The 21,283-nt window shown below is 70.4% G+C and carries 19 protein-coding genes; 6 read left to right on the top strand and 13 right to left on the bottom strand.

Annotated features, from left to right (window positions below; translation table 11 throughout):
- The first annotated feature begins 101 nt into the window (after nt 1-101).
- A complete protein-coding gene (locus tag IEZ21_RS14725; RefSeq protein ID WP_189322347.1) occupies nt 102-419 on the top strand; it encodes an ATP-binding protein in 318 nt (105 codons plus the stop codon).
- An 83-nt stretch (nt 420-502) separates the two neighbouring features.
- On the opposite strand, the gene IEZ21_RS14720 is transcribed toward IEZ21_RS14725, so the two are convergent.
- From IEZ21_RS14720 to afsQ1, 5 genes are all read right to left on the bottom strand, one after another.
- A complete protein-coding gene (locus IEZ21_RS14720) occupies nt 503-706 on the bottom strand; it encodes a PspC domain-containing protein (protein WP_033325258.1) in 204 nt (67 codons plus the stop codon).
- 90 nt (nt 707-796) lie between these two features.
- Nucleotides 797-1,345 carry a VanZ family protein gene (locus tag IEZ21_RS14715; protein ID WP_033325256.1) on the bottom strand — a complete coding sequence of 183 codons (549 nt, stop codon included), beginning with the start codon at nt 1,343-1,345 and terminating at the stop codon, nt 797-799.
- Nucleotides 1,346-1,436: 91 nt separating this feature from the next.
- Nucleotides 1,437-2,084 carry a hypothetical protein gene (locus IEZ21_RS14710; RefSeq protein WP_246567732.1) on the bottom strand — a complete coding sequence of 216 codons (648 nt, stop codon included), beginning with the start codon at nt 2,082-2,084 and terminating at the stop codon, nt 1,437-1,439.
- Nucleotides 2,081-3,691, bottom strand: a complete 1,611-nt coding sequence (locus IEZ21_RS14705; RefSeq protein ID WP_189322346.1) for an ATP-binding protein — start codon at nt 3,689-3,691, stop codon at nt 2,081-2,083. Before IEZ21_RS14705 ends, IEZ21_RS14710 begins: the two co-directional genes overlap by 4 nt.
- Nucleotides 3,688-4,365: a two-component system response regulator AfsQ1 gene (gene afsQ1 / locus IEZ21_RS14700; RefSeq protein ID WP_128380879.1), complete on the bottom strand. Its 678-nt coding sequence runs from the start codon at nt 4,363-4,365 to the stop codon at nt 3,688-3,690. Before afsQ1 ends, IEZ21_RS14705 begins: the two co-directional genes overlap by 4 nt.
- Before the next feature lie 289 nt (nt 4,366-4,654).
- Between afsQ1 and IEZ21_RS14695 the strand changes: the two genes are divergently transcribed.
- Nucleotides 4,655-5,401 (top strand): SigE family RNA polymerase sigma factor, encoded by a 747-nt coding sequence (locus tag IEZ21_RS14695; protein WP_189322345.1) that lies wholly within the window; start codon nt 4,655-4,657, stop codon nt 5,399-5,401.
- A 239-nt stretch (nt 5,402-5,640) separates the two neighbouring features.
- On the opposite strand, the gene IEZ21_RS14690 is transcribed toward IEZ21_RS14695, so the two are convergent.
- The 4 genes from IEZ21_RS14690 to deoC all read right to left on the bottom strand — a co-directional run bounded on the left by IEZ21_RS14690 (nt 5,641) and on the right by deoC (nt 9,731).
- A complete protein-coding gene (locus IEZ21_RS14690; RefSeq protein WP_189322344.1) occupies nt 5,641-6,276 on the bottom strand; it encodes a uridine kinase family protein in 636 nt (211 codons plus the stop codon).
- A 152-nt stretch (nt 6,277-6,428) separates the two neighbouring features.
- Nucleotides 6,429-7,337, bottom strand: coding sequence for an aldehyde dehydrogenase family protein (locus tag IEZ21_RS14685; protein ID WP_189322343.1), 909 nt, complete (start codon nt 7,335-7,337; stop codon nt 6,429-6,431).
- Nucleotides 7,330-8,766, bottom strand: a complete 1,437-nt coding sequence (locus IEZ21_RS14680) for an aldehyde dehydrogenase family protein (protein WP_189322342.1) — start codon at nt 8,764-8,766, stop codon at nt 7,330-7,332. Before IEZ21_RS14680 ends, IEZ21_RS14685 begins: the two co-directional genes overlap by 8 nt.
- A 5-nt stretch (nt 8,767-8,771) precedes the next feature.
- A complete protein-coding gene (gene deoC / locus IEZ21_RS14675) occupies nt 8,772-9,731 on the bottom strand; it encodes a deoxyribose-phosphate aldolase (RefSeq protein WP_189322568.1) in 960 nt (319 codons plus the stop codon).
- Between the two features lie 146 nt (nt 9,732-9,877).
- On the opposite strand from deoC, the gene IEZ21_RS14670 reads away from it, so the two are divergent.
- Nucleotides 9,878-10,633, top strand: a complete 756-nt coding sequence (locus tag IEZ21_RS14670) for a PH domain-containing protein (protein WP_189322341.1) — start codon at nt 9,878-9,880, stop codon at nt 10,631-10,633.
- Between the two features lie 271 nt (nt 10,634-10,904).
- A complete protein-coding gene (locus IEZ21_RS14665) occupies nt 10,905-12,572 on the top strand; it encodes a hypothetical protein (RefSeq protein WP_189322340.1) in 1,668 nt (555 codons plus the stop codon).
- Nucleotides 12,573-12,635: 63 nt separating this feature from the next.
- On the opposite strand, the gene IEZ21_RS14660 is transcribed toward IEZ21_RS14665, so the two are convergent.
- The 3 genes from IEZ21_RS14660 to IEZ21_RS14650 form a co-directional block, all read right to left on the bottom strand.
- Complete coding sequence (locus tag IEZ21_RS14660) at nt 12,636-14,279, bottom strand: phospho-sugar mutase (protein ID WP_189322339.1); 1,644 nt, start codon at nt 14,277-14,279, stop codon at nt 12,636-12,638.
- 481 nt (nt 14,280-14,760) lie between these two features.
- The gene (locus IEZ21_RS14655) at nt 14,761-15,585 is read right to left on the bottom strand and encodes a purine-nucleoside phosphorylase (RefSeq protein ID WP_189322338.1); all 825 of its coding nucleotides are present in this window, start codon (nt 15,583-15,585) and stop codon (nt 14,761-14,763) included.
- A 149-nt stretch (nt 15,586-15,734) separates the two neighbouring features.
- Nucleotides 15,735-16,172: a gamma-glutamylcyclotransferase family protein gene (locus IEZ21_RS14650; RefSeq protein ID WP_189322337.1), complete on the bottom strand. Its 438-nt coding sequence runs from the start codon at nt 16,170-16,172 to the stop codon at nt 15,735-15,737.
- A gap of 97 nt (nt 16,173-16,269) precedes the next feature.
- Here IEZ21_RS14650 and IEZ21_RS14645 point away from each other — a divergent pair, with 97 nt between their 5' ends.
- A complete protein-coding gene (locus tag IEZ21_RS14645; RefSeq protein ID WP_189322336.1) occupies nt 16,270-17,718 on the top strand; it encodes an NAD(P)H-quinone dehydrogenase in 1,449 nt (482 codons plus the stop codon).
- A 167-nt stretch (nt 17,719-17,885) separates the two neighbouring features.
- Nucleotides 17,886-18,839 carry a DeoR/GlpR family DNA-binding transcription regulator gene (locus IEZ21_RS14640; protein WP_078492033.1) on the top strand — a complete coding sequence of 318 codons (954 nt, stop codon included), beginning with the start codon at nt 17,886-17,888 and terminating at the stop codon, nt 18,837-18,839.
- 510 nt (nt 18,840-19,349) lie between these two features.
- Here IEZ21_RS14640 and IEZ21_RS14635 read toward each other — a convergent pair.
- A complete protein-coding gene (locus IEZ21_RS14635; protein ID WP_189322335.1) occupies nt 19,350-21,104 on the bottom strand; it encodes an acetyl/propionyl/methylcrotonyl-CoA carboxylase subunit alpha in 1,755 nt (584 codons plus the stop codon).
- Nucleotides 21,105-21,283: the final 179 nt, after the last annotated feature.

Genomic DNA, 21,283 nt, shown 5'->3' with positions numbered 1-21,283 from the left:
CTGTCGCCCCGGCCGCTTTTCGATGTTTGCGGGGCGTTCTCCCACGTGACTACGGTTTCGAACCGCTCGAGATCCGTCACAGCGCAAGGACGAAGTCGAAAATGAAGCAGTCTGCTGTCAAGACCCTCGGTGTCGCCGCTCTCGGTGCCGCCTTCGCCGCCGCCGGCGCGGGCGCCGCCAACGCGGCCCCGGCCGTGCCCGACCCCGCCAGGACCGTGGACACCGTCACCTCGGCGGTGCCGGGGGGCGACGTCGCCACGACGCTGCCCGCCGGTGGCGCGGAGGCGCTTCCCGCGAACCCGGCCGCGCCGACCGCGGCGGTCACGGACCTGGCCGGCGGCGTGCCCGCTGCCGGCCTGATCGGTGGCCTGCCCGCCGGGCAGCTGCCCATCCAGGGCCCCGGGCTTCCCGCGGTCTGAGTCCGTACCTGTACGCGTCGATGGGGCGCCTCCTCGAGTTCGGGGGGCGCCCCATCGGCGTACGTGCGTGTGAGGTGCGTGGATCACCAGGCCGTACGAGCCGCCTTGCCCTCCGAGGGGAACAGGATCCACAGCGCTATGTAGAGCAGGAACTGCGGACCCGGCAGCAGACAGGACACCAGGAAGATCACGCGCATCGTGGTCGCGGAGGTACCGAAGCGCCGTGCCAGCGCAGCGCACACTCCGCCGATCATCCGGTCGTTCGTGGGGCGGGCAAGGCGGTTCATCCACGGCTCCTTCGTGAGCGTACGAGGCCTCCCTTCTGGCTGCCTCATCTGCCTTCCACGCTACGACCACGAAGGGGACAAAGCGTCGCTCTACGGGGCGATGCCGACCCTGGGAATCGTCGGGGTCCGACCCTGAGCCGCGTCCTCCCGGTGGAGGGCGGCCCGGCGCCGCGTCTCCGTCCGGCGGCGCAGTACGGCGCGCACGGCGGGGACGAACGCCATATGGGCCAGGGCCACTCCCACGGTGTTGAGCAGCAGCGAGTCGACGTCCACGACCTGGCCGGGGATCCCGGTCTGCAGCAGCTCGATGCCCATGGAGAGCAGGGCGCCGGCGGCGACCGTACGGAGCAGGGACAGCAGTGGGGAGGCGGACAGCCTGCCGCCGGCCATGGGCAGCAGTACGCCGAGCGGGGCGAGCAGCAACAGCCCCTTGCCGATGTTGCGGGCCGCCGCCTCCGGGCCCAGGGCCAGATCGGCTCTGATGCTCGCGAACGGACGCAGGTTCGCGGCGCTCACCCACGGCACGTCCAGAGGACGCAGCGTGAGCCAGGCGACGAGCGCGAGATGTGCGACGAGAAGAACACCTCCCGCCGCACGGATGCGGAACGCGGCGCTGCCGCCGTTTGAGCCTTGACGCACGCCCCCCAAGACGCGGCCTTCGGCAGGATCGGTTCCGTGTGTCGCAAGGGCTTGCCTCACACAGGTGAGGCGTCTGCCACAGGCCCAGGCCTCAGGGCCGGCCGATCTCCGTCGACGGCGGGGACTGGGTGCCCGGCCGGGAGAGGACCTCGGGCGTGCACTCGTAGCGGCGTACGGGGTCCGTGCCAGGGCCGCCGAGGATGACCGCGCCGCCGTCGGAGGCCGCGGCCGAGGCGCTGAAGGTGCAGATGAGCTGGGCCAGCGCGTACGAGGTGAGGGCGGCGGGCTCGGTGCTGAGCCGGAGCGCGCCGTCCGGGTCCTCGGGGCGCGGCTCGCCGACCGTCATGCCGTCCTGGACGTCCGTCGTGTAGCCCGCCTGCCGCTCGGCGTCCGTCGGTTCCGCGGCGAGCTGGTCGAGGAGCGCCTGCGCGGCCTGTACGCGGTCCATCTCCGTGTTGCCGTCGGTGACGCGCACGATTCGGTCGACCCGCACCAGTTGCGAGGAGCACAGCATGAAGACCTGGACGAGGATCCCGCCCGAGGACTGCGTAGCGAGACCCGGTCCACTCGCCGTACAGGACAACCGGGAGGGCGCGGGCCCGAACTCGGTAGGCACCTCAGTCGGCCGGATCCCGCATCCGGCGAGCGCCACGGCGAGCAACGGCACAGCGAGCAGGGCGGTACGCACCCGGCGTACGCCCCCTGAGCTACGTACGCCCCCTGAGCCGCGTACGGTCATCGCCCCTCCCCCTCGGAGCCGTTGCCCTCACGGGACTTGCCGTTCTTCCGGTTTCCGCGGCCCGACCGCTCCTGCCGGTCCTCCTCTTCCATCAGGACCGAGGCGTCCTGCGGCAGCCTCAGAGTGAACACGGCGCCCGAATCGGGGGAGTTGGCGGCGGTGAGCTCGCCACCGTGGATGTGCGCGTTCTCCAGGGCGATGGACAGGCCCAGGCCGCTGCCCTCCGAGCGCGGGCGGGAGGCGCTCGCCTTGTAGAAGCGGTCGAAGACGTGCGGGAGGACCTCCTCGGGGATGCCGGGGCCGTGATCCTGCACCTCGATGAGCACGTCGTCCCCCTCCTCGCGCACGGACACGCGCACCGGGGAGCCGCCGTGCTTGAGGGCGTTGCCGATCAGGTTCGCCAGGATCACGTCCAGGCGGCGCGGGTCGAGACGCGCGGTGATGCCGCGCTCGGCGTCCAGCTCCACCGCGTCCAGCCAGGCGCGCGCGTCGATACAGGCGGTGATCTGGTCGGCTATGTCGACGTCGTCCAGGACGAGCCGGGCCGTGCCCGCGTCGAAGCGGGTGACCTCCATGAGGTTCTCCACGAGGTCGTTCAGGCGCCGCGTCTCGCTGACGACGAGGCGTACGGCGGGCTCGATCATCGGGTCCACGCTGCCGGTCTCCGCGTCGAGTTCCTCCTCCAGGACCTCGGTCACGGCGGTGATCGCGGTCAGCGGCGTCCGTAGTTCGTGCGACATGTCCGCCACGAAGCGGCGGGAGGCCTCATCGCGCGCACTCATGTCCGCGACCCGCTTCTCCAGAGCCTCCGCGGCACGGTTGAACGTCCGTGACAGATCCGCGAGTTCGTCCGTGCCCGACACCCGCAGCCGGGTGTCCAGCTTGCCCTCGCCGAGCCGCCGGGCCGCCGTGCCGAGTCGGTGCACCGGCCTGAGCACGGTCGTCGCGGCGGCCTGCGCGAGCAGCGCCGAACCGATCAGCGCGAGCCCGGTCGCGATACCCAGCGACCAGGCAAGGGAGTCGAGGTCCTCGGCCTCCGGCTCCAGGGACTTGAGCATGTAACCGGTCGGCCCGCCCCCGATCACCTTCGCGCCGCCCACCAGATACGGATGGTCGCCGTCGAGGATCCGCTGCCAGTACAGGTGGTACGGGTGCTTGTTGCCCGAGGTGAGCTCCTGCTCCCTGTTCACCGCCTTCTGAAGGGACTTGGGCACATCGTCCAGGGAGAAGTCGTCCAGGTCGGAGTTGCCGACAACGGTCTGCCCCGCCTCGTCCTCGGCGATCAGCAGCACACTGAACCCCTGCGGGCTGTTGGCCATCTGGCGTGCGGCGGCCTCCAGATCGTCCTGCGTCGGATGCACCGCCAGCGCGCTCGCGCGGTTCTGCATCTCCTGCTGGAAGTCGCGCAGCACCGCGTCCTGAGTACGGGTCAGCACGGCCTCGCGGTTGAGCCAGTACGCGATTCCCGACGCCGACACCGCCGCGGTGAGCGCGACGAGCCCGAACACGACGACCAGACGTAGTCGCAGGCTCGTGAAGCGCAGCCCCGCCAGTATCGTCCTGCGCGCCGCGGCCCAGCCGCGGAGCTTGTCCTGCGATGGGGTCACTGAGGACTGTCCAGCCGGTATCCCACGCCGCGCACGGTACGGATCAGCGTCGGCGAGGACGGCACGTCCTCCACCTTCGCGCGCAGCCGCTGCACACAGGCGTCGACGAGCCGCGAGTCACCGAGGTAGTCGTGCTCCCACACCAGCCGCAGCAACTGCTGGCGGGACAGAGCCTGTCCGGGTCGGCGGCTGAGCTCCAGGAGCAACCGCAGCTCGGTGGGCGTCAGTTGGAGATCCTCGCCGTTCTTGGTGACCGTCATCGCCGCGCGGTCGATCACCAGACTGCCGAACGTCGCCGAGTCGTTGGCCTCCCGCTCGCCACGCCGCAGCACGGCCCGGATACGGGCGTCCAGCACCCGCCCCTGCACCGGCTTGACGACATAGTCGTCGGCTCCCGACTCCAGCCCGACCACCACGTCGATGTCGTCACTGCGGGCGGTGAGCAGGATGATCGGCAGCTGGTCCGTGCGCCGGATGCGCCGGCACACCTCGAACCCGTCGATGCCGGGCAGCATCACATCCAGCACGATCAGGTCCGGCCGCTGCTCGCGCAGCAGTTTCAGACCGTCCTCTCCGGTGGCAGCGGTGGCCACACGGTGCCCCTGGCGCGTCAGCGACAGCTCCAGGGCCGTACGGATGGCGTCATCGTCCTCGATCAGCAACAGGGAAGGCACGGACGTCATTCTGTCCCATGACACGGCGCCGTATCGACTCCTGGAGCGCTCCCACACATCTCGCCCATAGGAGTGAGCGTCCGAGATACCGGATGAGTAGCCGTACGACGCTTCTCTGTGATCAACCTGTGCCGCGCCTGGGCCCCGCCCCTGTTGCACGCCTGTGACAGTCGGCTGACACCGTCATGAAGTCGCGTAGGCAAGCTTCTCGGCACAGGCAAGGAAGCACCGCAGAACAGCACCACAGAGCAGTGCCGAGAAACCGGAACTCCACGACGGGGGGCGCGAGATGAACACGCTGCACAGCACCAGCACTAGCGCGGTCGCAGTTGTCACGCGTCTTCACGACGTCACGCGCAACACGGAGAAGTCCGGTGCCGTGAGCGGGCGGGGGTGCGCTCGCGGTACCGGGCGTCAGCACACCGGGTCGTACATGACGGTGGTTGACGCACATCTGGTGGGGGGCAACGGGGGATCCACGTACGGGGAGGGCTCGGGGGAGCGTCGTTCGGTGTCGGAGGCGGAGTTCACCGCCTACGTCCAGGAGCGCCGCGCCTCCCTGTACGCAACCGCCTACCACCTGACCGGCGACCGCTTCGAGGCCGAGGACCTGCTCCAGAGCGCCCTCTTCTCGACGTACAAGGCGTGGGACCGGATCAGCGACAAGGCCGCGGTCGGGGGCTACCTCCGCCGCACCATGACCAATCTGCACATCAGCGCGTGGCGCCGCCGCAAGCTGAACGAATACCCGACCGAGGAGCTGCCGGAGACGGCCGGCGACACGGACGCGATGCGTGGCACCGAACTGCGCGCCGTCCTGTGGCAGGCGCTCGCCCGGCTCCCCGAACTCCAGCGCACCATGCTGGTCCTTCGTTACTACGAGGGCCGCACGGACCCGGAGATCGCGGAGATCCTCGACATCAGTGTCGGCACGGTGAAGTCCAGCATCTGGCGGTCGCTCCGCCGGCTGCGCGAGGACGAGGTCCTCAGCTTCGGCCGTGACGAGGAGGAGTCCTTCGGGGAGCTTGTCGCCTGACAGGCCCGCCCGGGGGCAACGGGGGAAAGAAAGTACGGGGGAAGGTAAGTACGGGGGAAGCACGGGGGCTGTTCGTCACTCTGGGGGGAGGCGGCGGACAGGTAACGGGGGAGCACTGCAGGGGGGATCAACGGGGTCAACGGGGGACCACGGGGGTAACGAGAAGCGGGGCTGGAGGGCCGGGGGGTCCATCCAGTCCCGCTTTTTTGTGCGTACGTGATTGAAGCGGGCGTACGTGACTACGCCGCCGTACGCGCCTTCACACACCGTCCCGCAGCGGCCGCCGCCAGCCTGCCCAGTGCCTCGTCCTTGTCGCAGGCGTGGGCGCCCAGGGACGTCTGGCGGGACACGATGGAGCGTTCGGCGCGCATCAGGCGCCAGCCGCGGCGGAGCAGGAACGGGACGGACTTGCGGCCCTCCTTGAGGTCCCGCAGAAAGCGGCGGCGGAATGTCCGCACCGGCCCGCGGCTCAGACACAGCGCGTCCGCCAGCACCCCGAGTTCCTGGCAGCGCCCGACGATCTCGGCGGCGAAGATGCCTTCCGCGATGAACAGCGGGGTCCGCCCGATGCCGACGGTCTCCTCGCCGGTACGGGCGCTGAGGGAGATGTCGTACACGGGAACCTTCGTGTGCCCCGTACGGCACAGCTCGACGATCGCCGCGACGGCGGTGTCCGCGTCCCAGGACAGCGGATGGTCCCAGTCGATGTCCGAACTGCCCGCCACCTGCGGCAGCGTCGGGTCGTCGCCCTCCTTGTAGAAGTCGTCGAGCCGCAGCACCGGGAGACCGGAACGGGCCGCGAGAAGGGACTTGCCGGAGCCGGAGGGGCCGCACAGCAGCACGACCCGGGTGGGTATCTGGGGATGGGAACTCACGAGGCACCAGTGTGCGGCATCGAGGGCTCCTTGCCGACCCTGCGGGTCGCCTTTGGAGCACGCATCACATCGCAGCCCTGGCCCTCCTGGACGGAGGAGGGCCAGGGCTGCCGGCTTGTGCGGTTCGTGACGCGCCCGCGGGCCCAGTACGGCTAGTACGAGGAGCCGGACGCGCCCAGCGAACCCGTCGGGTGCCAGACCGTCTTCGTCTCGAGGAACGCCGTCATACGCTCGATGCCGGGCGTCTCCGCGTAATCCACAGGCTGTGGACGCAGGACCCGCTTGAGGTTGTCCGCCGCCGCGATCTCCAGTTCCTTCGCCAGTACGTCATCCGCGCCGGCCAGATCGATCGCGTTGACGTCCTGGTGGGCCGCGAGGGGCGTCGCGATTTCCGCCGTACGGCCGGAGAGAACGTTGACCACGCCGCCGGGGAGGTCGGAGGTGGCCAGGACCTCGCCGAGGGAGAGGGCCGGGAGGGGGGACTTCTCGGACGTCACCACGATCGCCGTGTTGCCGGTCGCGATCACCGGGGCGACCACCGAGACCAGGCCCAGGAACGACGACTCCTGCGGCGCGAGTACGACCACGACGCCCGTCGGCTCCGGCGTCGACAGGTTGAAGAACGGGCCCGCCACCGGGTTGCCGCCGCCCACCACCTGGGCGATCTTGTCGGTCCAGCCCGCGTACCAGACCCAGCGGTCGATCGCCGCGTCGACCTGGACGGCGGCCTTGGACTTCGACAGGCCCTCCGCTTCCGCGACCTCGCGTACGAACTGTTCCTTGCGGCCCTCCAGCATCTCGGCGACGCGGTAGAGGATCTGGCCGCGGTTGTACGCCGTCGCGCCGGACCAGGGACCGAACGCCTTGCGCGCGGCGACCACCGCGTCACGGGCGTCCTTGCGGGAGGCGAGGGGCGCGTTCGCCAGCCACTTGCCCTTCCCCGCCGCGCCAGCGGCTGATGTTGCTGTGGTCACCTCGTACACCCGGCCGCTCTCGGAACGCGGGAACTTTCCGCCCACGTACAGCTTGTAGGTCTTCAGCACGTTGAGCCGATCAGACATCGAGGTACGCCTCCAGGCCGTGACGACCGCCCTCGCGGCCGAAGCCCGACTCCTTGTAGCCGCCGAACGGCGAGGTCGGGTCGAACTTGTTGAACGTGTTGGACCAGACGACGCCCGCGCGGAGCTTGTTCGCGACGGCCAGGATCCGGGAGCCCTTCTCCGTCCAGATGCCCGCCGAGAGGCCGTACTGGCTGTTGTTGGCCTTGGCGACCGCCTCGTCCGGCGTGCGGAAGGACAGTACGGACAGCACCGGGCCGAAGATCTCGTCGCGGGCGATGGTGTGCGCCTGGGTGACGTTCGTGAAGAGCGTCGGGGCGAACCAGTAGCCGGAGGACGGCAGTTCACAGGCTGGGGACCAGCGCTCGGCGCCCTCCGCCTCGCCCTGCTCGGTGAGTGCGGTGATACGGGCCAGCTGTTCGGCGGAGTTGATCGCGCCGATGTCGGTGTTCTTGTCGAGCGGGTCGCCCAGGCGCAGGGTCGACAGGCGGCGCTTCAGCGACTCCAGCAGCTCGTCCTGGATCGACTCCTGGACCAGGAGACGGGAGCCCGCGCAGCAGACCTGGCCCTGGTTGAAGAAGATGCCCGTGACGATGCCCTCGACGGCCTGGTCGATGGGTGCGTCGTCGAAGACGATGTTGGCGCCCTTGCCGCCGAGTTCGAGGGTGAGCTTCTTGCGCGTGCCCGCGATGGTCCGCGCGATCTCCTTGCCGACGGCTGTCGAGCCGGTGAAGGCGACCTTGTTCACGTCCTCGTGCGCGACCAAGGCGGCGCCCGCGTCGCCGTATCCCGGAAGGATGTTGACGACGCCCTTGGGCAGGCCCGCCTGGCGGCAGATGTCCGCGAAGAACAGCGCCGAGAGGGGGGTCGTCTCGGCGGGCTTCAGGACGACCGTGTTGCCGGTCGCGAGGGCCGGGGCGATCTTCCACGCCAGCATGAGGAGGGGGAAGTTCCAGGGGATGACCTGGCCCGCGACGCCCAGGGGGCGTGGGTTCGCACCGAAGCCGGCGTGGTCGAGCTTGTCCGCCCAGCCCGCGTAGTAGAAGAAGTGCGCGGCGACCAGGGGGAGGTCGGTGTCGCGTGTCTCCTTGATGGGCTTTCCGTTGTCCAGCGTCTCCAGGACGGCCAGTTCGCGGCTGCGCTCCTGGATGATGCGGGCGATACGGAAGAGGTACTTGGCGCGCTCGGATCCCGGCAGCGCGGACCACTTCTCGAAGGCCTTACGGGCGGCCTTCACCGCACGGTCGACGTCCTCGGCGCCCGCCTGGGCGACCTCGGAGAGGACCTCTTCGGTGGAGGGTGAGATCGACTTGAAGACCTTGCCGTCCGCCGCCTCGGTGAACTCACCGTCGATGAACAGGCCGTACGAAGGCGCGATGTCGACGACGGACCGGGACTCGGGGGCCGGCGCGTATTCGAATACGGAAGCCATGATGATCAATCCACCGTCACGTAGTCGGGGCCGGAGTAACGGCCGGTGGCCAGCTTCTGGCGCTGCATCAGCAGATCGTTCAGGAGCGAGGAGGCGCCGAAGCGGAACCAGTGGTTGTCCAGCCAGTCCTCACCCGCCGTCTCGTTCACCAGGACCAGGAACTTGATCGCGTCCTTGCTGGTGCGGATGCCGCCCGCGGGCTTCACCCCGACCTGTACCCCGGTCTGCGCCCGGAAGTCGCGCACGGCCTCCAGCATGAGCAGGGTGTTCGCGGGCGTCGCGTTCACCGCCACCTTGCCCGTCGAGGTCTTGATGAAGTCGGCACCGGCCAGCATGCCGAGCCAGCTGGCGCGCCGGATGTTGTCGTACGTCGACAGCTCGCCGGTCTCGAAGATGACCTTCAGGCGGGCGCTCGTCCCGCAGGTCTCCTTCACGGCGACGATCTCGTCGTACACCTTCATGTAGTTCCCCGCGAGGAAAGCGCCGCGGTCGATGACCATGTCGACCTCGTCCGCCCCGGCCGCGACGGCGTCGCGTACGTCGGCCAGCTTGACGTCGAGCGCGGCGCGGCCTGCGGGGAAGGCGGTCGCGACGGAGGCGACCTTCACGCCGGAGCCGGCGACGGCTTCCTTGGCGGTGGCCACCATGTCGGGGTAGACGCAGACGGCTGCCGCCGTGGGGGTCGTACGGTCCGTGGGGTCGGGGTGGACGGCCTTGGCGCCGAGTGCCCGGACCTTGCCGGGGGTGTCCGCGCCTTCCAGCGTCGTCAGGTCGACCATCGAGATGGCGAGGTCGATGGCGTACGCCTTCGCCGTGGTCTTGATGGAACGGGTGCCGAGCGAGGCGGCGCGCGCCTCCAGGCCGACCGTGTCGACGCCGGGCAGCCCGTGGAGGAAGCGGCGCAGTGTGCTGTCGGACGCGGTTACGTCGCCGAGTGCGTGTGCGGCTGGTGCTGTGGTGGGCATGGTCACGAGGGGAGCATATCTACGCGCGTAGCGGCTGTACAACCCCTGGGGCTTTCCGACGCTCGTCGAAAGCTCGGGCCGACGCTCGTCGCGAGCTCGGTGACCGCGGATGAGCGTTGTCAGAGGCGTCGGGCAGAATCGGGAGCATGACGAACCCGGACCATCAGCCACCGCCACCGGACTCCTCGGGATCTTCGGACTCCCCGGAGACTCCGGGCACTTCGGGTTCTCCTGGTACCCCGGATTCCCAGAGCGCTCCTGATTCCCCGGGCTCGCCGGAAGCGTCGAGGCCCTCGAGTCCGGAGTACAAGGACCGGATCTACCGGTCGCCCGCAAGTATCGCGGGCGGTGTGCTGCTGCTCGCCATCGCGGGCTGGCTCGGTATCGACGCGCTGATCGTGGGCGAGGGCCGGACGCCGTGGCTGGCGCTCGCCGGGCTCATCTTCTTCGTCCCGCTGGTCGTCGCCTTCACCCTGCGCCCGGCCGTGTTCGCGAACGAGGAGCGGCTGCGCATCCGTAACCCCTTCCGCGTGATCGTGCTCCCCTGGGGCACGGTCGAGACCCTGCGCTCCGGCTACTCGAACGAGGTGCTCGACAAGTCCGGCACCAGGTACCAGCTGTGGGCGATACCCGTCTCGCTGCGCGCCCGCAAGAAGGCGGCGCGGCAGCAGGCCCGCGCTGACAAGGAGGTCGGCGCCGCCCGTCCGTCGCGGATGCCGGAGCCGACCGGGCCCGTGCGAGCCCAGGCCGACCAGATCATGGACGAACTGCGTGAGCTGGTGGCGGCGCGTGGGCCGGACAAGCGGGCGCAGGGCGAGCCGTCGGTGCGGTGGGCCTATGAGATCGTGGCGCCGGCGCTGGCCGGTGCGGTGCTGCTGGCCATTCTGCTCGCGATGGGGTGACCAGTCGGGCCACGGGCCGACCGGGGCCGATGGGTCTACGGTGACCTCGCGTGTCGGTCTGCGATCCCGATCTGCCGAGGCCGCGCGCTCAGGGGGCCGAGGTGGTCCGCACACCCGGTCAGGCGCCGAGGAGGCGGCCCACATACCCGGGATCTTGAGGAGATGGGCGATTTCGCCCGTACGAGAGGGTGGTGGCTGCCTTCGCCGTCCGGGTGTCCCGTCACCACCGGTTCAGGCGTCACCGGCGTAGCCACGCACCGAGGGAGTAGATGTGTCGTACGACGAGCCTCTGCGGCTGCCCGCCACGGCGATACCGGACGGCTGCCGGGACTGGACGACCGGGCAGGCCGGGGTCTGGTCGGCGGCGCTGCCGCCGCGCTGGACGTTCCTGCGCGTCCGCAGGTCGGTCGCGGCCGGAGCGACCACCTTCGCGCTGTGCGCGGGCGGCTGGGCCGTGCTGCTCGGCGGGATGTGGCCGTTCCTCGCGGCGGCCTTCGCGGTGTACGTCCTGTGGGTGCTCGCCCGGCCCGAGCTCGTCTGGGCCGGGGCGCCCGCGCTGCTCCTCGCGCTCGCGTTCCAGGCACCCTCGCAGCCGTGGGGGGTGACCGCACTCTTCGTGCTCGTCGTCGGGGCCGCCTGGGCGGTCGTCGCCGTACGCCTGCGAGCCCGGAGCGCGCAGTACGAGCGGGCGCTGGAGGCATCCGAAGGCATCACGGCGTGGCTGCCGGACGCGGAGGAACCGGTGCGGCGCGGCAGCTTCCTGCGCAACCTCGGCCTCGTGGTCCTCGCCCTCGGCGTGCTGACCGGTGCAACCTCGGGCCTCTGGGGCTCGGCCGCCGACCGACGGGGCGCCTGGGCCGCCGCCTTCTTCGTGGCCGGCCTCGGTGCGACAGCCCTGGCCTCGGCCTGGTTCGGTCGGCACCGGGCCGTCGGACTGCGCCGGGAGCCCGCACCGGTACTGCGCGTCCTGGTGCGCGACGACGTGGAAGGCAGCACGGAGGTGTACGCGGCGGACGACGTCCGGGCCAGCCGCCCCCTGTTCACCGTCGACCTGACCTCGTTCGACGATGACGAGGACGACGATGACGACGATGATGCGGAAGCCGAGGGGACGCAGACCGAGGACGACGAGGAGGAGCTCGAGCGGCTCCTGGAGGTCGTGGACGCCGACACCCCGGGCCCGGTCCGCGAAGCCGTCCTCTACGGCGTGCCCTTCGACGGCGCCGAGGTCCTCGTCCTCAGCGCTGACGTGGACCCGGCCCAGCCTCCGCTGATCGAGTGGTCGACGGGACCCGTACGCCCGTTGTCGCTGAGCGCGGGGCGGCGGCGTATAGAGCGGGAGAAGGTGCGGGAGGCACAGAGTCGCCAACTGGAGGAGCAGGCCAGGGAGTTGGCCGGAACCCAGTCGCCCGTCGCGGTGCGCCGCTGGCATGCCGGGTGGCTCGACTGGCTGGCGGCCGCGGTGCTGGTGGCCTGGGGCGTCTGGCTCTGCTGGCCTTGGTCCACCGAATCCGGCACCGCCGTGTGGAAGCTGGCTCTGGTCGTCGTACTAGGCGTCTACGGCGCGGTCCGCGTCCCCGTGAAGCTGGCCTGGCGCATCACCGCCGACCGTACGGGCCTGTGGGTCACCGGCCTGCGCGGACCCCAGCACGTCCCCTGGGAGGACCTCCGCTCCGTACGCCGCCGACGCTTCGAGCTGAAGCTGCGCTGGCGGGGCGACAACTGGGCTGTCGCCGCCCCCCACTGGGGCTGGCTGGAGCGCACCCGCGGCCTGGTCCACCCGTACGACGCACTGGCCGCCGAGCTCAGCGCGATGCGCACGGATCCCGCACTGCGGCCGACGGGCGAGAGCACGGCGCCCGAACGGGGGCGCCCGCTGTGGCCGCTGACCGTGGTGCTGGCGCTGGGGTGGGTGGTTGCGGTGATGGCGCTGAGGTGAGGGGGCGCGCTGCTCAGGGTGCGCTCGGCTTCGGGTACCAGAGCGCGCCCTGTCGCATGCCGCTCAGAGGCCCGCCGCCGTGGAGAGGTCCCGCTTGATGGCCGCCAGGAGGGCAGTCGCCTTCTCACGAGCCTTGGGTAGTTCGGTGTGCGAGGCGACCGGGATCACGACCTCCAGGTAGCACTTCAGCTTCGGCTCCGTGCCGCTGGGGCGGACGATGACGCGGGCGCCGTCGAGCGTGTAGCGCAGGCCGTCCGTGGGCGGCAACTTGTCCGTGCCCTTCGTCAGGTCCTCGGACTTGGTGATCGCCAGGCCGGCGAGGTGGGTGGGCGGCTGCTCGCGGAGGCGGCGCATGGCGTTCGCGATCAGGGAGAGATCGTCCACGCGGACGGAGAGCTGGTCGGTGGCGTGCAGACCGTGTTCGACGGCGAGGTCGTCGAGCAGGTCGAGGAGGGTTCTGCCCTGCTCCTTGAGCTCTGAGGCGAGCTCTGTGATCAGCAGGGCCGCCGTGATGCCGTCCTTGTCCCGTACGCCCTCGGGGTCCACGCAGTAGCCAAGGGCCTCCTCGTACCCGTAACGCAGGCCGTCCACCCGGGCGATCCACTTGAAGCCCGTCAGGGTCTCCTCGTACGGGAGTTGCGCCTTCTCCGCGATACGGCCGAGGAGAGAGGACGAGACGATCGACTCCGCGAACGTGCCGCGAGCGCCGCGCTTCACGAGATGGGCGGCGAGGAGGGCGCCGACCTCGTCGCCGCGCAGCATGCGCCAGTCGCCGCCGTCCTTGACGGCCGCGGCGCAGCGGTCGGCGTCCGGATCGTTCGCGATGATCAGATCCGGGTTCGTCTCGCGGGCCTTCGTGAAGGCCAGGTCCATCGCGCCCGGTTCCTCCGGGTTCGGGAAGGCGACGGTCGGGAAGTCCGGGTCCGGGTCCGCCTGTTCGGCGACGAGGACGGGTTCCGGGAAGCCCGCACGGGCGAAGGCGGCGAGGAGGGTGTCCTTGCCGACGCCGTGCATCGCCGTGTAGACGGTGCGGGCGGTGCGGGGGGAGCCCGCGGCGAGTACGGCGTCCGTACGGGCGAGATAGGCGCTCAGGACGCTGCCGTCGCCGTCGTCGGCGAGGGTCTCCCACCCCTCGGCCGGACGCGGTACGTCACTCAGGCCGGCGATCGCTTCGATCTCCGCGGCGATCCCGGCGTCCGCCGGGGGCACGATCTGGGAGCCCTCGCCGAGGTAGACCTTGTAGCCATTGTCGCGGGGCGGGTTGTGGCTGGCGGTCACCTCCACGCCCGCGACCGCGCCGAGGTGCCTTATGGCGAAGGCGAGGACGGGGGTGGGGAGGGGGCGGGGGAGTACGGCCGCCCTCAGACCCGCGCCCGTCATCACCGCGGCGGTGTCGCGGGCGAAGTCCTCCGACTTGTGGCGAGCGTCGTAGCCGATGACGACGAGGCCGTTCTCCTGGCCCTCGCCCTTGAGGTACGCGGCGAGGCCCGCGGCGGCGCGGATGACCACCGCGCGGTTCATCCGCATGGGACCGGCGCCGAGTTCGCCTCTCAGACCCGCGGTGCCGAACTGGAGGGTGCCGCTGAAACGCGCGGCGATCTCCACGGTGTCCTCGGCGGCGATGAGCTTGGCGAGTTCCTCACGGGTCTCCGCGTCGGGATCCTCGGCCAGCCACGCCTTGGCCCGTGCGATGAGTTCGTCCTGCACGTCGGGTCAACCTCTCTCTTTGGTCCACACCTTGGCGGGCCTGGTACCGGTGGGCGGGGGAAGGGTTCTTTTCCCCCGCCCCGCCCCTTCCCGAAACTGGGGGCTGCGCCCCCAGGCCCCCCGCCAGGGGGTGGGGGGTGACACTGCGTGTCGCGGCTGCGGGTGCGTCGTGGCTGGTCGCGCAGTTCCCCGCGCCCCTAAAAAGCCTGCGGCTCCCCTCAGCCAAAGCCACGACGTGCCCGCGCTTGCCCTCCGGCGGGAGGGGTCGTGGGCCGGTGCGTCCTATGCCCGTCGCTTAGCTCCGGTCTCGGAGAACCCGCACCCTGTACCAGCCCAGAGCCGTATGCCCGCCCTGCGACGGGCTGACGCACCGGCCCACGGCCCCGCACCCACCACGCACCTAAGGGGCGCGGGGAACTGCGCGACCAGCCACAACGCACCCGCACCCAAAAAACGAACCCAACCGCCCAACCGCCGGAGGCTAAACGCGATCCAGCACCTGCGTCAGCAACGCCCCCATATGCGTAGCCGAATCACGACCCGCCTGCAGAACCTCCTCGTGGTTGAGGGGCTCCCCCGTCATGCCGGCGGCAAGGTTCGTCACGAGGGAGATGCCCAGGACCTCGGCGCCCGCCTCGCGCGCGGCGATGGCCTCCAGGACCGTCGACATCCCGACCAGGTCTGCCCCGATGACGCGGGCCATGCGGATTTCTGCCGGAGTCTCGTAGTGCGGGCCGGTGAACTGGGCGTAGACGCCCTCCTGGAGGGTGGGGTCGATCTCCTTGCAGAGGGCCCGGAGGCGGGGGGAGTAGAGGTCGGTGAGGTCGACGAAGTTGGCGCCGATGATCGGGGACGTCGCCGTGAGGTTGATGTGGTCGCTGATCAGGACCGGCTGGCCGGGGCGCATGTCGGCGCGCAGGCCGCCGCAGCCGTTGGTCAGGACGACGGTCTTGCTGCCCGCGGCCACGGCGGTGCGGACGCCGTGCACGACGGCGGCGACGCCATGGCCCTCGTAGTAGTGGGTGCGGCCCAGGAAGACGAGCACACGCTTGTCGCCGATGCGGTACGAGCGGACCCTGCCGCCATGGCCCTTGACCGCAGGGGGCGGAAAGCTGGGCAGGTCAGTGACCTCGAACTCGGTCTCGGGGGCGCCGAGCGCCTCCACGGCCGGGGCCCAGCCGGAGCCCATCACGAGGGCGACGTCGTGGGTCTCGGCACCCGTGAGCTCGCGCAGGCGCGCGGCGGCGTCGTCGGCGGCGGCGTAGGGGTCACCCGGGAGGTCGTCCGGAAGGAGAGATGCGTTCACGCGATGAGGGTAGCTGGTCTTGGCCTACGCGCGTAGATGGCTCGGGCCACTGGTTGACGATCGTTGCCTTGTCGTTTCCGATGAAGGCTCCGCCGGGACCGCACGCCAACGCTCCGCCGAGGCCGTATGTTCGCGGCGGCCGTGAAGGGTCAACAGGGCCGCTTCCGCAGCTCCATCACATAGTCGTGCGGCGCCCCCGCCGACTCCGCCGCGTCCGCGATCTCCCCCAGGTAGCGCGCCGAAGGCAGTCCGCCCTCATAGCCGTTCAGCACGTACACCCACGCCGGCTCCTCGCCCTCCAGCGTGTGCACACGGACCCGCATCCGCCGGTATATGTCGAGGCCGACGCCTTCCCAGCGGTCCAGGGAGTCCTCGTCGAGCGGAGCGACTTCGTACAACGCGACGAACACCTGCGAGCGCGGTGCCTCGACGATGGTCACGAGCGCGCCCTCCCAGCCCATGTGCTCGCCGCCGAAGGTCAGCCGCCAGCCGTTGAGCCACCCCGTGGCGCGCAGCGGCGAATGCGGGGCGCGGCGCGTCATGAGCCGCGGGTCGAGATTGCCGGCGTACGCGGCGTAGAGCGACATGGGGTTGAGAGTACGGCAGCAATGCCTGCGCCTCTCCTGCAACAGAGGCACCCGGAGGACGCCCCCGGGCGCGAAGCACCGTGGGGCGTGCGGGACAATGGAGTACGTGACTCGGATCGTGATCATCGGTGGCGGACCCGGCGGATACGAGGCGGCCCTGGTGGCCGCCCAACTCGGCGCGGAGGTAACCGTCGTCGACTGCGATGGCCTGGGCGGCGCGTCGGTGCTCACCGACTGCGTGCCGTCCAAGACCCTGATCGCGACCGCCGAGGTGATGACCACCTTCGACTCGTCGTACGAGGAACTCGGCATCATCGTCGCCGATGACACTCCTCACATCGATACGCCCGCCCGGGTGGTCGGAGTCGATCTCGGCAAGGTCAACCGACGGGTGAAGCGGCTCGCGCTCGCCCAGTCGCACGACATCACCGCATCCGTGACGCGCGCCGGTGCGCGGGTCATGCGCGGACGCGGGCGGCTCGACGGGCAGCAGGCCCTGGACGGGTCCCGGAAGGTCGTCGTGCGGGCCGCGGACGGCAGCGAGGAGACGCTCGTCGCCGATGCCGTACTCATCGCCACCGGCGGGCACCCCCGTGAGCTGCCCGATGCGCAGCCGGACGGGGAGCGGATCCTGAACTGGACCCAGGTGTACGACCTCGACGAGCTGCCCGACGAGCTCATCGTGGTCGGGTCCGGTGTCACCGGCGCCGAGTTCGCCGGTGCCTACCAGGCGCTCGGTTCTCGCGTCACCCTCGTGTCCAGTCGTGACCGTGTGCTGCCGGGCGAGGACTCGGACGCCGCGGGCGTCCTGGAGGACGTGTTCCGGCGGCGCGGCATGAACGTCCTGGCGCGCTCCCGTGCCCAGTCCGCCAAGCGCGTGGGCGACCGGGTCGAGGTGACGCTGTCCGACGGACGCGTCATCACGGGCTCGCACTGTCTGATGGCCGTCGGTGCCATCCCCAACAGCCATGGCATGGGCCTCGAAGGGGCCGGCGTCAAGGTGAAGGACTCCGGGCACATCTGGACCGACAAGGTGTCCAGGACGTCGGCTCCGGGCGTGTACGCGGCCGGTGACGTCACCGGAATCTTCGCGCTCGCCTCCGTGGCGGCGATGCAGGGCCGTATCGCCATGTACCACTTCCTCGGTGACGCGGTCGCCCCGCTGAACCTGAAGGCCGTGTCGTCGAACGTCTTCACCGACCCCGAGATCGCGACCGTCGGCTACTCGCAGGCGGACGTCGACGGCGGCGTCATCGACGCCCGGGTCGTGAAGCTGCCACTGCTGCGCAACCCGCGCGCCAAGATGCAGGGCATCCGGGACGGCTTCGTGAAGATCTTCTGCCGGCCGGGCACCGGGATCGTCGTCGGCGGTGTGGTCGTCTCGCCGCGCGCCTCGGAACTGATCCATCCGATCTCGATCGCGGTCGACAACAACCTGACAGTCGAACAGATCGCGAACGCGTTCACCGTGTACCCGTCCCTTTCGGGCTCGATCGCCGAGGTGGCCAGGCAGCTCCACACCCGGAAGACCGAGAGCGAGACCTGACGGCCGGAAGCAACTCCCCGCTGGTCACATGGAGTTGCCGCACCTTCGTACGGCGTGGACAGCGGGAGTGGGCGCGTATACCACTTTCCGTGCTGCCGTGCGAACAACTTCTGTTATTCGGCGCAAACTGCTGAAAGCAGACGGTCGTTGGGGTTACTGTCAGTTTCGTGTTCGCTGCAGAACGTCGCCAATTGATCCTCGAAATGGTGCGAGCGAACGGGGCCGTGTCGCTCCGTGAGCTCGCCCGCGTCGTCCAGACCTCTGAAGTGACCGTACGGCGGGACGTGCGCGCACTGGAGGCAGAAGGACTCCTCGACCGCCGGCACGGCGGTGCGGTATTGCCGGGCGGATTCACGCGGGAGTCCGGCTTTCCGCAGAAATCACATCTCGCGACCGCCGAGAAGACGGCCATCGCCGATCTCGCCGCGAGTCTCGTCGAAGAAGGCGAGGCCATCGTGGTCGGGGCGGGCACCACCACACAGGAGCTGGCCCGCCGGCTCGCGCGGGTGCCCGGGCTGACCGTCGTCACCAACTCCCTTCTGGTGGCTCAGGCGTTGGCCCACGCCAACCGTGTCGAGGTCGTGATGACCGGCGGCACCCTGCGCGGTTCCAACTACGCCCTCGTCGGCAGCGGGGCCGAGCAGTCCCTCCAGGGGCTGCGGGTCTCCCGGGCCTTCCTGTCCGGGAGCGGACTGACCGCCGAGCGCGGCCTGTCCACCTCCAACATGCTGTCGGCCAGCGTGGACAGGGCCCTGGTGCAGGCCGCCGCGGAGGTCGTCGTCCTCGCCGATCACACCAAGCTCGGCACCGACACGATGTTCCAGACGGTGCCGACGGATGTGATCACACGCCTGGTCACGGACGAGCCGCCCGCGCATGACGACCGTGCGGCCACCGAGTTGCAGGCCTTGGCCGACCAGGGGGTACAGATCGCTGTTGCCGGATCGTCCGGCGACGCGAGCCCGGCGGGGCGGCAGTCGCCCCGCCGGGATGTGCCGCTTCCCGGCCCGCGGCGGGGTCAAGTCCCCGGTGGGGGGCCGCAGTTGCGGAGCACTGCTGGGGTTCTGGGGGAACAGCCGCAGAGTGAGCGGGCGCGGGTTGCGGATATGCGTCGGCGCTGAGCGCTGGCTTGAACGGGTTTGGGTGCGGGTGCGTTGTGGCTGGTCGCGCAGTTCCCCGCGGGGTGCCTCCGGCGGTTGGGCGGGTGCGGGTGCGTGGGTGGTTGCTCGCGCAGTTCCCCGCGCCCCTTGGGTGGGTGGTGGGTGCGGGGTCGTGGGCCGGTGCGTCAGCCTGTCGCAGGGCGGGCATACGGCCCTGGCCGGGTACAAGGCCCTGGTTCTCCGAGACCGAAGCTAAGCGACGGGCATACGACGCACCGGCCCACGCCCCCTCCCGCCGGAGGGCAAGCGCGGGCACGTCGTGGCTTTGGCTGAGGGGAGCCGCAGGCTTTTTAGGGGCGCGGGGAACTGCGCGACCAGCCACGACGCACCCGCAGCCGCGACACGCAGTGTCACCCACCACCCCCTGGCGGGGGGTCTGGGGGCGTAGCCCCCAGTTTCGGGAAGGGGCGGGGCTGGGGAAGGGAACCCTCCCACCCGGTAGGCGCCGCCCCCCGCTAACCGCCGGAGGCCTCAGTCCTTGATCTCGCAGATCACCGCGCCGGACGTGACCGACGCGCCGATCTCCGCGGCCAGGCCCTTGATGGTGCCCGAGCGGTGGGCGTTCAGGGGCTGTTCCATCTTCATGGCCTCCAGGACGACGACCAGGTCGCCCTCCTTGACCTCCTGGCCCTCCTCGACGGCGACCTTGACGATGGTGCCCTGCATCGGGGAGGCCAGGGTGTCGCCGGAGGCGACCGGGCCGGACTTCTTCGCCGCGCGGCGCTTGGGCTTGGCGCCCGCCGCAAGTCCCGTACGGGCCAGGGACATGCCCAGTGAGGACGGCAGGGAGACCTCCAGGCGCTTGCCGCCGACCTCGACGACGACCGTCTCGCGGTCCGGTTCTTCGTCCGCCTCTGTGGCCACCGGAGCGGCGAAGGGCTTGATCTCGTTGACGAACTCGGTCTCGATCCAGCGGGTGTGCACCCGGAACGGGTTGCTGGTGAACGCCGGGTCCGCGACGACTGCGCGGTGGAACGGGATGGCCGTGGCCATGCCCTCGACCTGGAACTCGGCCAGCGCACGGGCGGCCCGCTGCAGGGCCTGCTCACGGCTCGCGCCGGTGACGATCAGCTTGGCGAGCAGCGAGTCCCAGGCCGGGCCGATCACCGCACCGGACTCCACACCCGCGTCCAGGCGCACGCCCGGACCGGACGGCGGCGCGAAGGTCGTGACCGTGCCGGGGGCGGGCAGGAAGTTGCGGCCCGGGTCCTCGCCGTTGATGCGGAACTCGAAGGAATGGCCGCGGACCTGCGGGTCGTCGTAGCCCAGGTGCTCGCCGTCGGCGATGCGGAACATCTCGCGGACCAGGTCGATGCCGGTGACCTCCTCGGTGACCGGGTGCTCCACCTGCAGGCGGGTGTTGACCTCCAGGAAGGAGATCGTGCCGTCCACGCCCACCAGGAACTCCACGGTGCCGGCACCGACGTACCCGGCCTCCTTGAGGATCGCCTTCGAGGCCGCGTACAGCTGCTTGTTCTGCTCCTTGGTGAGGAACGGCGCCGGAGCCTCCTCGACCAGCTTCTGGTGGCGGCGCTGGAGGGAGCAGTCACGGGTCGAGACGACCACGACATTGCCGTGCTGGTCGGCCAGGCACTGGGTCTCCACATGCCGCGGCTTGTCCAGGTAGCGCTCCACGAAGCACTCGCCGCGCCCGAAGGCCGCCACCGCCTCGCGGACCGCGGAGTCGTACAGCTCGGGGACCTCTTCGAGGGTGCGGGCCACCTTCAGACCGCGACCGCCGCCGCCGAAGGCCGCCTTGATCGCGATCGGCAGGCCGTGCTCCTCGGCGAAGGTCACGACCTCCTCGGCGCCGTTCACCGGGTCCGGGGTGCCCGCGACCAGCGGGGCACCCGCGCGCTGCGCGATGTGCCGGGCGGCGACCTTGTCGCCCAGGTCGCGGATCGCCTGCGGGGGCGGGCCGATCCAGATCAGGTCGGCGTCCAGCACCGCCTGGGCGAAGTCCGCGTTCTCCGAAAGGAAGCCGTAGCCGGGGTGGATCGCGTCCGCCCCCGAGTCCTTGGCCGCCTGGAGCACCTTGGTGATGTCCAGGTAGCTGGTGGCCGGAGTGTCACCGCCCAGGGCGAACGCCTCGTCCGCGGCCCGCACATGCAGTGCGTCCCGGTCCGGCTCGGCGTACACCGCCACGCTCGCGATACCGGCGTCTCGGCACGCCCGGGCGACACGGACAGCGATTTCGCCACGATTGGCGATCAACACCTTGCGCACGTTGGCTCCCTCTCCTTGAAACAAGCCGAGTTTAGGGACTGCCGACACGTCGTTTCGACCCGTCCCCGATGGTGAGCTTGCCCACACGGAGCGTGATCCGAGGCCCGCTCGCCCGCGAAATCCCTTGTCGCACCGCGGTACGCAGGGGGCTTCCCGAGAACCCTAGCCCCCTGATGTGG

It is taken from the genome of Streptomyces flaveus, assembly GCF_014647675.1.
Lineage (GTDB): Bacteria > Actinomycetota > Actinomycetes > Streptomycetales > Streptomycetaceae > Streptomyces > Streptomyces flaveus.
The sequence above is the reverse complement of the archived record's forward strand: the minus strand, read 5'-3'. Positions and strand labels throughout refer to the sequence as shown.